Below are 13,246 nucleotides of genomic sequence, written 5' to 3'. Positions count from 1 at the left end.
GTCTTTTTACAAAGCAAGACTCGATGATCAGGCATTAGAAATAAAAGCTTAGAGATGTTGATGGATAGAAAAAAGCCAGTGCGAAAGACTGGCTTTTTAGAATTTAAACTTAAGTTTGTTAATATACTTAATTAAGAAATGCGACGACTACACCTTAAATTGCCCCATTACTCTGGATAATTGGTCTGCTGCCACAATCATGTCGCTAATTGAGTCTGTAGCCCCTTGAGTTTCTGTGACTGAATCATCAGCAAGTGATTTCAAATGCCCAACATTTTTAGATACGGAGTGTGCTGTTGCTGTTTGTTCGGTGCTTGCTTGCGAAATAGACTCAGTTTGTTGTTGGATCTCGTGAATAGCGGTTGTAATTTCACGTAATGTCTCTTCAATCTTTTGTGTTTGATGAATACTACGCTCTGCATACTCACGGCTTTCTTCCATAACATTTTCTGCTTGCGAAGCGCTACTGCGTAAGCCCTCAATGATATTTTGAATATTCGCAGTAGACTCTTGAGTGCGACTAGCTAACGTTCTTACCTCATCGGCAACAACGGCGAAACCTCGACCTTGTTCACCCGCTCTGGCGGCTTCAATAGCGGCATTTAGCGCTAATAAGTTCGTTTGCTCGGCAATTGTTCTAATCACGTCTAGCACTTCGCCAACATTTTCAGAGTCTTGTCGTAAATTACGAACAACATCTGCAGCACCGAGTACATTTTTAGAAAGGGCGGTAATATCAACAATAGCGCTACTTACTACTTTACCGCCATTAACAACTTGCTCTTCTGCCATCGCCGCGTGTGTCATAGCTTGAGAAGTGTTTTTGGCCATTTGTTCGCTAGTATAGGCAAGTTCCTCTGAAGCACTAGCGACTTGTACAATTTCAGACTTTTCTTTGTCAACGAGCCTTATAATCTCAGTCGACGTTTTTTCTACTTGCGCTGATCGGTCATGAACGTGCAAGGAGATCTCAATAGACTCTTTTACAAGCGATTGTATTCGGCTAATAAAGTTATTAAATTCAGCTGCAAGAACACCAATCTCGTCCTGTCGAGAGTCGTCAATGCGTTTTGTTAAATCACCGTCTCCCTCCGAAATATCCTTCATCGCTGCAACTAAGCTTTTAATGGGTTTAATGATAGGCTTGGTCGCTGCGTATACTAAACCACAGACTACCAGCATAGTAATGACAACCCATATTATATTCTCAGTGATGGCTTTGTTAACAGGCGTTTCAATTACTGTATCAGGAACAATAAAACCTAAGCGCCAGCGCATTAGTGGGTATTCACTTTCTATTGAAGTATAGAGAACTGTATGAGGCTGATCATTCCAAATAACAGATGATTTACCTTGGTTTTTGTTTGTTACTAAACGGCTAAACTCTTTAAAGCCGCTAGCTGATCTAAAATTATTATCTACTTCTTGAATAAGTGAACCTGGAGCAAAGTCATCACTAAAGCGAGGAAAATACACAAGTTTACCTTCGTCAGTGACTAAAAAAGCGAAACCTTCGCCTTCGTACTTTATTTTACTTAGTAACTCTTCGCCTATGGTCGATATAAGAATATCCACACCTGCTACGCCAATAAGTTTTCTATTATCGTCGTATATTGGTGTTTTCACTGTTGCATTAATCGAACCGTCATTGGCATCTACTGCAGGATCAGAGACATATAGTCTGCCTTTGTTTTGTGCTTCAGGCCACCAGGGACGTTTATGCGTATAATAACTTGGGTCGTTATGACGACCATTTAAGTCGAAATACTCAAAGGTATTACCTGAACCAAAAAAGACGCTTTTAATCGTCGCGTCTTGATCTGAAAAATACCTAAAATAGCGGACTATTTGCTGATAATCTTGGTCTGAGCTTAGATCGCCACCTCGATTATTGTAATCACTAAACCAGTTCTTGACCTGTGGGCTAGCAAATACACTATGGATGACTTGACCTTTTGCTTCAAAGAAGCTTTTTATCTCCATCGCGTTGCGTTCTACTATGTCATTGATTCCAGACTCAACACGTTTGACAGTATCTTCTTTGACACTAAAAACATGGTTTGTTCCTACAATAATTGACAAGATAAAAAGCGGAAGGACGGTCCAAAAGACCAATTGGAGAGCAATAGACTGATTGATTATGCGCATATTTTACTACCTAACTTCATGAGTTTATTTTTATTATTATTCCCTTGCAAAACTAATGTATCGCATGTAGATAAAATGCACAAAACTTTATGTATTAAAAAGGGCTACTGAAAAGTAACCCTTTGTTTATGTTCGTTTTTAATTTTTATTAAGTTAGAGCCAATGCTCTAATTTTGCCTTGATTAGTGAATAACTGGCATTGTTAGGTAATACCTCACTGTAATAGGCATCACCACCTAAAAAGCGGTCTTTTTCAACCAATAAACCCACACTATTGTTTAAACTGACAAAACTAAGTTCAGCTTCACTACTTGAAAATAACCCTGCTTGGCGTCTAAACTCGAACTCTTGATAACAGTTCACCTCGGACTGAAAACCATTGCCTCGTAAATAGCCTTTTTCTACGTCGACCTTAGATATTTTATAGCCAAGTTCATACATAGCGTCAACTGCATGTTTTTGAAATTGCGTTGGTTGAATATCTAAGTAATCCTTATCTGAGCTGTCTAAACCTTTATCAATGTCTAAACCAGTAGCAATCCATACTTTCGATAAGCTATTTGTCACAGACGTTACAGGTGTGTCAGGGTGCAGAGTAATGGTCAGGTCGTACTCTATTGTCTCACCGGGGGCTAATACGCTTCCAGTTAAACCGAGTTCGTTAGGCGTCATTGCCCAACGACTTAAAATAACAGTTTCATTCACTTTTATTTCACTATCACCTAAATCTTTTTCAGATTTGGCACTTGTGCACAATGCTAATTCTAAACCATTAATATCTTGCTCAACGGAGTCGCTTGCCTTGATAACTACTTTTAAATTGCATTCTCCACCAGGTACTAGATGTTCTGATAGCACAAAGGTATCTACTTTAGCGCTGCCAATACCTACACTGGCAAGTAATTTTTTAAACATGATGTTCCCTCTAAGATTTTAACTTTTATTAGTTATAAGGGCTGGTAAGGAAGTTTCAAGCAATTTTATATTTTGTAACACTTTATGGTTTTTGGTTTGATCTTCTAAACGGTCCAAAATAGGCGTCGTTTAACGTGTTTATTTTTTTATCGTTAATGCCAAAGCGTAGCTCATCTTTAACCTCACTCCCTTTAACTAACGTACCCCAAATTCGATCCCATATAGCCAAGGCAGTTCCATAGTTTTTATCCCAGTGTTCTTGCGCTAAACTGTGGTGAATTTGATGTTGAGCTGGGGATATAAGCCAGTTCTCTAATTGTTTTCCCCAAGATAACCAAACGTGAGAATGTCTCAAGTTTGAGCCTAATAGGTTAAATAAGAATACACCAACGTTGGCACCTGCTATATCGTAAAAACTCAATTTAGCTTTAAACAAGTAGACTCCAATACCAATGGTAATGGCATTAACTAACAATAGTCTTGCGGCATACAAAAAACTTTCCAATGGATGAGTTCGATAAACAGTTAGCGGTGTCATTACTTCAGCGCTGTGATGCACCTGATGAAAGCGCCAAAGCAAGGGCACTTTATGCATCAGCCAATGTAATAAAAAGCGGGTAAAGTCATCAAGTAAGAATAGGAATAATGTAAAGCTAGTAAGTACAACCCAATCTTCGGGTGGGGTAAATGTAACCACGCCAAAAATATTGTTTAACGAGTTATGAACAAAAATAGCAATAGGCGCGACAGAAAATAGTAATGGCGTTATTACCCAAGCCTTGATAAATAAATTGATAAACCAAATTTTGCTATCAAGACGCGAGGACGAGTGCAGCAGGATGTCACGTCCAAATGCCTTTCGCCAATTCCATTGGCCAGTACGCCTATAATCTAAGGTAAACACAAGCATTATCAAAAACAATGTCGATAATATGTAGCCCCAATACAAACGCTTATTGGGGCTGAGTAAATGTGCTAAAACATCTTGCCAAATGAGTCTTAAAATAGGCTCAATATCAGCAATGATAGACGTGAACATTAATAGGCCTAAAAGCTATACTTATAACCAACAAAGACTTGTTGTGGTTTGCTAGGCCTTGCTCCAAAAGGTCGTCTGCTTACCAACGCAGTTTCATCAGTAATGTTGTCGACTTTCAGATACAGTGTATGACTAGCGTTAAACATGTAGTTTGCCGATAAGTCTACAACGGTGTAGCTGTCTGTATATAAACCAGATAAGGCAACATTATCACCAGCCGCTTCAGGCATTTCGTCAATGTACTTGATCAGAAGATTGATTTGCCATTCATTGCTTTCTAAACCTAAGTTAACAGTAACTTGGTTGTCTGGAAGGTAGGGCACAGGATCACCAGCAGTGACATTTCCCCATAATTCAAACGTCGATTCGAAGTCAGATTTAAATTCTGAATCGGTTCGGGTATAAGTTATTGACCAAGGTAAATCATAATCTTCATTAAGACGTTCACGTCGTTGGATGTTTAGCTCTAAACCTTGAACATCCACTTCACCACCATTGTATTCTTGATCTAAATTTCCAAGGTTGGCGCAAGAAGCCGAAGTAGAGAACGAGCAACTTTCTTTTAGATTATCAAAGTCGTTGTAAAACAACACGGCCTCAACTTTGGTATTTTTTTCGTTGTAACGTAACCCTAACTCATAGTTGACGCTAGCTTCTGGCTTTAGTTGCGATGGTTGTTTTGGACTCGTTGGAACATAACCTTCATGTACGCCACCAAAAATACCTAATTCTTGATTAAGTGTGTAAAACGCTGAGGCACTATACAGCCATGTTTTCGTGGTTTTCTCTTGCCAGTCGTTTGACTTATCAATAGCTTCATTTTGGTAGCGGCTTTCTAAAAGTTCGCCACGACCTCCGAGTGTAACATCCAGCTTACCAAATGAGATTGTATCTGCTAAGTAGACGGAGGTTGCAGATGTTTGCTCATAATCAACCGTTGTGAACTTAGTGCCAATTTGATCAGGCGTCATTACACCACTATTCATTAAGTAATTTTGCTCAAAATGATCGCGGTCAATTCTATCTTTATGAAAACGAACACCCGCACTAATTAGGTGCTTTAAATCCAAAAAGGATAAAGACCAATTGATGTCACTTTGTAACCCACGAGAAAAATACGAACGATCATTGGTGCCGACAACAAGCTGTTCGTAAACCTCTTCAGAGTTTTTTTGTCCTGTTAATACTAGATAATAGTTTTGATTAATTTCACCGATCGGGTCAGCAAGTATTTCTTGTAAGCTTCTATCAATCGAGGCGTTGCCTGTTTGGTTAAAGCCATTTACTTTTTGCCATGCCCGTTCAAACTCATTGTTATAAAGGCGAGTAGTTAAGCTAAAGTCGGCATTAGATAATTGATGAGTAAGCTGAACTTGGTTTTGTTGCCAGTCCATATCACCAGTTTGGCTTGCCGCATAACGACGATAGGGTGTTGATAAGAAGTCGGCGTCAGTAAGACCCATGTAAGTCTCGTTAGACTCTTCATTAGAACTAGATACTTTTAATTCAAATGATTGGTTCAAATCATTACTAAATAAAGAAACTTGATTTCGATAAGCCAATTTCGCCATGACGTCGTTTTTATCGAATCCTGAATCTTCATCAAATAGGCTGCGGTCAGCAAAGTCAATGTCTTTAAAACCATCCGCTTCGCTATGCAAAAGCTCTAAAACAAAGCCAAGGTAACCATCACTCAATTGAATTTCATTTCCAACATGCGCATGCGTTTTTTTGTAACCGTTTGAACCAGCTGCAATTTCCAATTGACCAGTAAATGAGTCAGGTACTTGGCGAGTTGTCATATTCAGAGTGCCCGCCACTGTATTTGGACCAAACTTTATTGCAGCAGGCCCTTTAACTACTTCGACAGACGTCATTCTTGAAACACTTGGGAAATAATAAGCAGCCGGTGCCGAGTAAGGGGCAGGACCAATTAAAACACCATCCTCTAAAATGTTGATTTTTTTGGATCGCTCAGGCGTAACGCCGCGAAAGCCAATGTTAGGGCGCAATCCATAACCATCTTCTTGACGTATATTAACACCTGGTACATTCGCTAAAACTCGATGAATATCATCATATTCATACTTTTCTAAGATTAACTCATCGAGTAACGTGGCGGAGCCAGCTTCGGTTCTTAATTTATCGTCTCGCCCGATTATTTGAATGTGCTCAACGCTTTTTTTCGTACTAACTTTGGCCTCGTTATTCAAATCATCCAATGCAAAACTAGAAGATGAATAGGCAGTTAGAGCTGACATTACAGCGATAGCTAGTGGTGAGCCTACAAAGTATTTTTTCATTAATCAGCATCTCCTGCAGATGAACTTGGCAGTTGTAATGATAAAAAGACAATAAACGCGGACTTAAGATTGTCGGTGATCTTCTTAGTATTTTGATAAAGTGTTTGAATACTAGCCGGATTGTTTTGAACCGCGTTCTCAAAACTATCTTGCTCGGCAAACTCATCAATGCTCGTGATAGCACTTTCAATATCAGCACGCATTTGCTCCGCTAAGCTCTCGGCGCCAACAGCAATGAGATAATCGTCAAAGGCAATTTGTTGTTCAGGACTAGTACCTTGGAATATGATTAATAGTGCATTAAGGTTAGCTTTAATATTTTCTAGTGAATGCTTACTTATCTGGGATTCTATATCCTTTAGGCAGGTTGCAGTGCCACAGCTGTTGGTAATTAAACCAATTGGCGCGCCGATTTTTGCGTCTTTAGTTATGGTGTCTAAATAAAATAACGCGTCGGTAAGATGATTGATTACTGCATCGATATCTTCAAAAGCTGCGTTCGTCGAACTGCTCGAAATCGATTTTAACACTTGACCAAAACCATCATTATTTGTTCCTAGCCACTGATTTTCTAACGACAGTGCTGAATCGCTTATGTCATTTGCGACTTCAATGGCAAATGCACAACGGGCGACTTTTCTTTCTAACTCGGGGCGTTGATTCCAGTTTTGAGGGCCCAAACTATCACTTTTACAGCTATGGTCTAATGTTTCTGTGAACAGTAAATGTTCTAACGCATCCATACCACGACGATTACTTGTTCTAGTTTTTATGTTGTAGTCTGTGCCGGCAATATTGCCTACTTCAAAATAACTAACATCAAGGTCAACTGCACATTGATTATCAACCGGCCAAGAATAAATTTGATTTCGTAGCTGGTTTTCATTATCAGCTAAAGGACCTATTTGCATCATTTCAAGAGTTTGCCAGGCGCTCATTGCTTGTTTCCAACTTTGTTGCGCGGCGAGTTCTAGTTCCGCATTTACGGTTTGATTATTGATCAAGTCATCGCAAAACGCGGTTGTCGCTAATGCTTGCTCTGAAGCAAAAGCAGTAAATTTAGAAACACTAGGTAAGTACACGTGATCAACTAAATTGGCAACTAATGTTTGTTTGTTAAAGTCTATATTTGTGTTGTTGTTCGAAGATCCTTGATTGCCATTAAACTCGCTACCAGTCTCACTTGAAGTGGAATCGCTGCAAGCGCCTAGCATGGCTAAACTAGTAAATACCGTAAGTATTTGTAAAGTTTTATTAAATTTTGTAGTCATTGGATGTCCAATTATTTCTTTTAACAAAAAAATTTATAGTTAGAAACGCAAAAAGGCCGACAAGTGTCAGCCTATGTGAATAGCTTTTTATTACCAGTTCGAAACATTTTCCGGTTCAAATTCATACGCTTCTTGCAGTATCAATTGAGCAGCAGCTAAGTCTGTTAAATAGCCCTCAACTAAGTCATTGCTCAAAACAGGCGCATCTTTAATTAATGTATTAAGCTCTGAAAATTTTTCGTCCGTTATTTTTTTTAACGGATTAAATTGCAAGCTAATAACAAAGCCTTTTAACTCTGACCAGTGTTTTGCTAGGTCTGCATAATTGAACTCATCTGTACCAAAACTAGCGTAGTCTGCGGTTACATCATTAATGTAGTGAACGGCTGTTGCAGCAATTGCCATTTCCCAGTTCGCAACAGCAACATCTCTTTGAGCTAATAAACTCTGCATTTGCGTATCTGTTAATTCCGCACCAACATTCTCGTTTATAATTGCGCGTCCTTGCAAAAACGCTTGCATGGCAGCTGCAGTAAAGTCAGTCGGTGAAGTATTATTTGCTGTGCCTAAATCTCTTTTTGCAGCATTTTGGGAATGGCCAAAATTATATTCAGAGTTAAGATCTATCATGCCATCTGAATCACTGTCAGACATACCTTGGAAAGCGTCACGGCCTCCTTTGATAGCAATTTCTTCGTCGCTGTAGTTTAAGTAATCTCTAGCGGCACCAAAATAACCAAAACCTTCGTCATATTGATGTTCAAGGTCGGTATAGCTTTTACCACTGACTAAAAATTCATTACTTGCTTTTAGTCCTTTACCGTCAATTGTTGCGTCTAGGTAATCGTCGGTGCCTTGCGAGTAAGCGACTGCACCTAACAGTGTTTTTTGTACAAGTTGTTTGTAATCTAAACCATTACTACCTAGATACACTTTTGAAATGACGTCGCCGTTGATATCAGTTCGAGTTGCACCAGATAATTGAGTTTCTACATTGTCAGCAATTTGATCAAAGAAGTGGAGTATCAATCCTTCAGGAGATAAGCTTCCTTTCTCGCCAAATGCTAAAAACTCAGCAGCCCAGTCTTTATGTTGGCCGCTCGGATCGTTACCAGCAATTTTGCCAGACAAATCTTTTAAAGTGCTTGAGATTTCTAGTAACGTTTTCTGCTTGCGCTCTGCAAGGGTTGATAAGGTTAAAGCGCGGTCGCCGTAGATCGCGAATTCGTCTTCTGACATTTTATAAAATGACATTAGCTTTTCGAGTGCTTCTGAACGAGATGAAATAGTTTGAGAATTAATATCGGCTTGTAAACCTGAATCTATGTATGCTGTTAACTCAGCAATTAAAACGTGGCGAGCAACTTGGCCTGAGTACGAAACACTATTAGTAGCACTGAGCTTGTTTTCAAATTCGTAAACGTCTAATACGTCTTCAACGTTTATGGTAAGTGTTTTTGTAAAAGACAGGTTGCTAGAGTCAGTTACGGTCACATCTAAGTCAATAGACGTTGCGTATTCATAATCTAGTTGGAAGTTTTCCGCTAACGAAAGTGTAGTGCCGTTAATAACAAAAGAAGTGTGGTCAGTGGCAAATGTAAAAGTATCAGCGCTATTAGCGTCTGTTGCACTTAACGTACCTATCTCAGCGCCAGCTGCATTTTCAACAACTGTGTTAGTTGAGATGTTAATATTTGTTGGAGCTTGTTGATCTTCTCCGTCACTTGAACCAGAACAAGCGGTAAGTAGGGTCGTTGCAATAACAGTTAGAGCAATAAGAGACTTTTTAAACATAATTCAGACTATCCACTTAATGTTAATGAGAATGGTTATCATTAGATGGGTGGACTATAGTTTAAGTTTAAATGAGAATCAATCGCATTTAACGAATAGTTTGTATTATTTTTCTAAAAATCACTTTTTTTGTAAAAGGTTAGCATTTCTCCGTTGCTAGGATGAAAGATTTCCAGTTGCTCTGCATGTAAATGTAATCTGTCAACTAGCTTAACGATATTCTCAGGTGCGTAAAGCCTGTCACCTATAATTGGAAAGCCGAGTTGTTGTAAATGAACTCTTAACTGATGACTTCGTCCAGTAATCGGGGTTAATTTTACACGAGTAACGGCTTGACCGTTGATCTCGCTACGCTCTAACACCTCATAATAAGTCATACTAGCCTTGCCCGTTTCGTAGCAGACCTTTTGCTTTGGTCTGTTCGGCCAGTCAACTATTAATGGGTAGTCAATGTGTCCATTGTCTTCTGGCATATGTCCAGCGACAACCGCAATATAATATTTTCCTGTAGTACGCTCAGCAAACTGTTTATTGAGATGGCGTGTCGCATCAAGGTGCATCGACATGACCATTACACCCGATGTCATCATATCAAGTCTGTGAACAACACAGGATTTAGGCCAGACAGTTTGGACTCGGCTCATTAGTGAATCAAAGTGCTCGATTTTACGACCCGGCACACTGAGCAGCCCACTAGGCTTGTTTAATACAACAATGTCTTCGTCTTGATAAAGAATATCTAAATAGGGTGATGTTGGAGGTTGGTAATTTAATATAGCCACAGCGTTCAAATATAAAAATGGGGTAAGCATAAGTTTACCCCATTTTTTGGACTCAATTAACTGTTATCGGCAACAATCAAACGAATTGCATCAAGTTGAACTTGGGCGGCGTCGATTTCTGCAACACAGTGATCTAATTGATGTTGTAAAAACTCAATTTCCTCATCGCGTATACTAGGGTTTATTGCCTGTAATGCTTTCATTCGGTTAAGCTCTTGTTCACGATTATCAATAAGGTTCTGCTTTGCAGCTGAGGTAATCTCATCAACAAACGGTTGAACTTTTTGATTCGCAATCTCAAGAAGTTTTATAACCTCAGGCTTCAACGCACCAATTAATTGTGTCGCCATTGTCTTTTTAACATTTTTAAGACTTTCATCTAAAGAACCTTGTTTAACTTTAGGTGCAAGGTCGTTACCATTTTTGTCCAGCATCATACGGATTGGCGTATTTGGAAGATAGCGGTGTAATTGCAAGTTTCTTGGTGCATTAGTTGTTATTAAAAAGTTGATTTCAACAAAGTAGGTACCGGCAGGTAGTTTTTTGTTTTTTAATAAACAAACAGACGTATTACCTAAGTCGGAACTCGTTAGCATGTCGAGCACGCCTGTCGTCATTGGGTGTTCCCAACTTAAAAAATGTTGATCTTCTTGAGATAAAGCAATGTCTCGTTCGAAGCATACGGTCATGCCGTCATTTTGTAACGCAGGGAAATGATCGGTCATCATGTGCTCACCTGCTTTCAATATGAAGCTATAGTCTGACTTCTCTTCGGTGTTAACACCAAAATGATCCCAAATTTGTGTCATAAACGACATAAGTTCAGTGCTGTCATCAATTTCTTCTATGGTTTCACAAATTTGTTTGGCTTGTTCGCCGCCACTTGAGTTAATTTCTAATAGGCGGTCTCGCCCTTGTTCAACCTCTAATTTTAAGGCTTGATTGGCGATATCACATTGCTCGATTAACGTGTTCAAACTTTCAATATCTTGTGAATTTAAAACCTGCTGTTGAATGGCATTCAGGTTTTGCTCAAAGACCACTCGTGCAGTAGTGCTAGTCTGTTCAAACGCATTAAAAGCCTGGTGATAAAACTTAAATAAGTTTTGAGCAGCACTGCCCTCAATATAAGGAACGTGTATTTTAACGGTTTGAGTTTGTCCTATACGATCCAGGCGACCAATACGCTGTTCAAGTAAATCTGGGTTGGCTGGTAAGTCAAACAAAACAAGGTGATGCGCAAATTGAAAGTTTCTGCCTTCAGATCCTATTTCTGAACATATTAGTGCTTGAGCACTTTTTTCTTCATCAGCAAAGTAAGCGGCTGCTTTGTCGCGCTCAACAATGGTCATTCCTTCATGGAATACCGTTGAACGAAGACCCTCTCGTTCAAATAGTGCGTCGTCAAGTTGCATTGCAGTATTTGCATGGGCGCAAATGACTAACACTTTTTCATCTTTATTTTCTAATAAAAACTCACAGAGCCATTTTACACGGGGATCAATTTGTGACCACGTGACTAGGCTATCTGATTGAGGTTTATGCCTTAGCTCTGGGTGCATTCCAAGTAACTCAATTCCTGGTGCAAACTCTGCTGGTCTGGCTAATGGGTACTCAAATACTTTTCGTTCCGGGAATCCTTTTATGCCTTGTCGGCTGTTACGAAACATTATTCGGCCCGTGCCGTGACGGTCTAATAAATCGGCAATGAGTCGTTGTGATGTAGACGACTTATCACTACTGGATTGGTATTCATTGATTTGAGCCAAACTACTTTCATCATCTAACAATAAAGATAAGGCTTTAACTTCACTAGGATCAAGCTCATCTAGACTTAATAGTTTGTTTGCAATATCCGCTACGGCCTTATACTCAAGCTCCTCTTTTTGATAAGAGGCGTAATCGTGAAAGCGATTAGGGTCTAATAATTGTAAGCGAGTAAAGTGACCGTAATGGCCTAATTGATCGGGAGTTGCAGTAAGTAATATTAAGCCTTTTGTCGCTTTACCAATATCTTGAATGTGCTCATATAAGGTGTTTGCTGAGTCATCATTTTTGTTGTTCTCTGGCGGAGATATATGATGTGCTTCGTCTACAACAACTAAATCCCAGTCGGTATTAGCAAGAGTAGATTGCCATTTTCCTGGATGACTCAGCCATTCGTGGCTAACAAAAATAAGTTGTTCATTTTCAAATACGTTTTTGCTTGGATCTGATTCTGATTCTGCCTCACAACGCTGGTCGTCAAAAATCGCAAACTTTAGGTTGAAGCGGCGTAACATCTCAACCAACCATTGATGCTGCAAGCTTTCCGGTAAGGCAACTAAAACTCTAGACGCTCGTCCAGAAATAAGCTGTTGATGAATAATCAGTCCAGCTTCTATAGTTTTACCTAAGCCAACCTCATCAGATAATAAAACACGAGGAGCAAAACGCTTTCCTACGGTATCTGCGATGTAAAGTTGATGAGGAATTAGACTTACGCGGGCACCTAATAAACCGTGAAGAGAAAAGGTTTCTAACTCTGCCTTTTTCTGGTGCGCCTCTAGTCTTAGGCTAAACCAATGTTTTCTGTCATAAGCGCCAGTAAATAGTCGAGCTTCTGGATTATTTAGACGTACATGGTGATCGAGCATTATCTCTTTAACGCTCACTACTTCTTCGTTATCTTCGCGTTGTCCGTGGTAAATCAAAATATCACCAACAGTTTCAACTTCAGAAACCGTAAACTCAAAACCTTCCATACTGGTAATCGTATCGCCAATTGAATACTCAACGCGCATTAACGGCGCTTGTTCAATTGCGTATTGACGAGTTTCTTCGGCACCCGGAAATAGGACCTGGACAAATCGGTTGTCTACTTTTATTACGGTACCTAAACCTAAATCAAACTCAGCTTGGCTAACCCAACGCTGGCCTATCGAAAAACTCATATATTCTCCCATGTAAAGAAAGCCGAAAAAAAGGCGCGTAGTCTACTCCCTTCTGCGTCAA

General features: G+C 39.5%; 8 protein-coding genes. All 8 read right to left on the bottom strand.

The window, feature by feature from the left end:
• Positions 1-147 precede the first annotated feature (147 nt).
• The gene (locus J9318_RS11925) at positions 148-2,148 is read right to left on the bottom strand and encodes a methyl-accepting chemotaxis protein (protein ID WP_210560119.1); all 2,001 of its coding nucleotides are present in this window, start codon (positions 2,146-2,148) and stop codon (positions 148-150) included.
• A gap of 153 nt (positions 2,149-2,301) precedes the next feature.
• Entirely contained in the window at positions 2,302-3,063 is a 762-nt protein-coding gene (locus J9318_RS11920) for a sporulation protein (RefSeq protein ID WP_210560118.1), read from the bottom strand.
• Positions 3,064-3,145: 82 nt separating this feature from the next.
• On the bottom strand, positions 3,146-4,102 hold the full coding sequence (locus J9318_RS11915) for a sterol desaturase family protein (protein WP_210560117.1): 957 nt from the start codon (positions 4,100-4,102) through the stop codon (positions 3,146-3,148).
• 8 nt (positions 4,103-4,110) lie between these two features.
• Positions 4,111-6,405 (bottom strand): TonB-dependent receptor family protein, encoded by a 2,295-nt coding sequence (locus tag J9318_RS11910; protein ID WP_244731667.1) that lies wholly within the window; start codon positions 6,403-6,405, stop codon positions 4,111-4,113.
• On the bottom strand, positions 6,405-7,676 hold the full coding sequence (locus J9318_RS11905) for an imelysin family protein (RefSeq protein ID WP_210560116.1): 1,272 nt from the start codon (positions 7,674-7,676) through the stop codon (positions 6,405-6,407). Before J9318_RS11905 ends, J9318_RS11910 begins: the two co-directional genes overlap by 1 nt.
• Positions 7,677-7,766: 90 nt before the next feature.
• A complete protein-coding gene (locus J9318_RS11900) occupies positions 7,767-9,470 on the bottom strand; it encodes a DUF4856 domain-containing protein (protein WP_210560115.1) in 1,704 nt (567 codons plus the stop codon).
• Between the two features lie 113 nt (positions 9,471-9,583).
• A complete protein-coding gene (locus J9318_RS11895) occupies positions 9,584-10,282 on the bottom strand; it encodes a pseudouridine synthase (protein ID WP_210560114.1) in 699 nt (232 codons plus the stop codon).
• A 26-nt stretch (positions 10,283-10,308) separates the two neighbouring features.
• Positions 10,309-13,185: an RNA polymerase-associated protein RapA gene (gene rapA, locus J9318_RS11890; protein ID WP_210560113.1), complete on the bottom strand. Its 2,877-nt coding sequence runs from the start codon at positions 13,183-13,185 to the stop codon at positions 10,309-10,311.
• Between the last annotated feature and the right edge of the window lie 61 nt (positions 13,186-13,246).

Source organism: Psychrosphaera aestuarii (genome assembly GCF_017948405.1).
GTDB lineage: Bacteria > Pseudomonadota > Gammaproteobacteria > Enterobacterales > Alteromonadaceae > Psychrosphaera > Psychrosphaera aestuarii.
This window is presented reverse-complemented; position numbering and strand designations above follow the sequence as displayed.

Bases quoted from the DNA above. Each gene is read 5' to 3' on its own strand.
- J9318_RS11925 (WP_210560119.1), bottom strand. From the start codon at position 2,148: ATGCGCATAATCAATCAGTCTATTGCTCTCCAATTGGTCTTTTGGACC.
- J9318_RS11920 (WP_210560118.1), bottom strand. From the start codon at position 3,063: ATGTTTAAAAAATTACTTGCCAGTGTAGGTATTGGCAGCGCTAAAGTA.
- J9318_RS11915 (WP_210560117.1), bottom strand. From the start codon at position 4,102: ATGTTCACGTCTATCATTGCTGATATTGAGCCTATTTTAAGACTCATT.
- J9318_RS11910 (WP_244731667.1), bottom strand. From the start codon at position 6,405: ATGAAAAAATACTTTGTAGGCTCACCACTAGCTATCGCTGTAATGTCA.
- J9318_RS11905 (WP_210560116.1), bottom strand. From the start codon at position 7,676: ATGACTACAAAATTTAATAAAACTTTACAAATACTTACGGTATTTACT.
- J9318_RS11900 (WP_210560115.1), bottom strand. From the start codon at position 9,470: ATGTTTAAAAAGTCTCTTATTGCTCTAACTGTTATTGCAACGACCCTA.
- J9318_RS11895 (WP_210560114.1), bottom strand. From the start codon at position 10,282: ATGCTTACCCCATTTTTATATTTGAACGCTGTGGCTATATTAAATTAC.
- rapA (WP_210560113.1), bottom strand. From the start codon at position 13,185: ATGAGTTTTTCGATAGGCCAGCGTTGGGTTAGCCAAGCTGAGTTTGAT.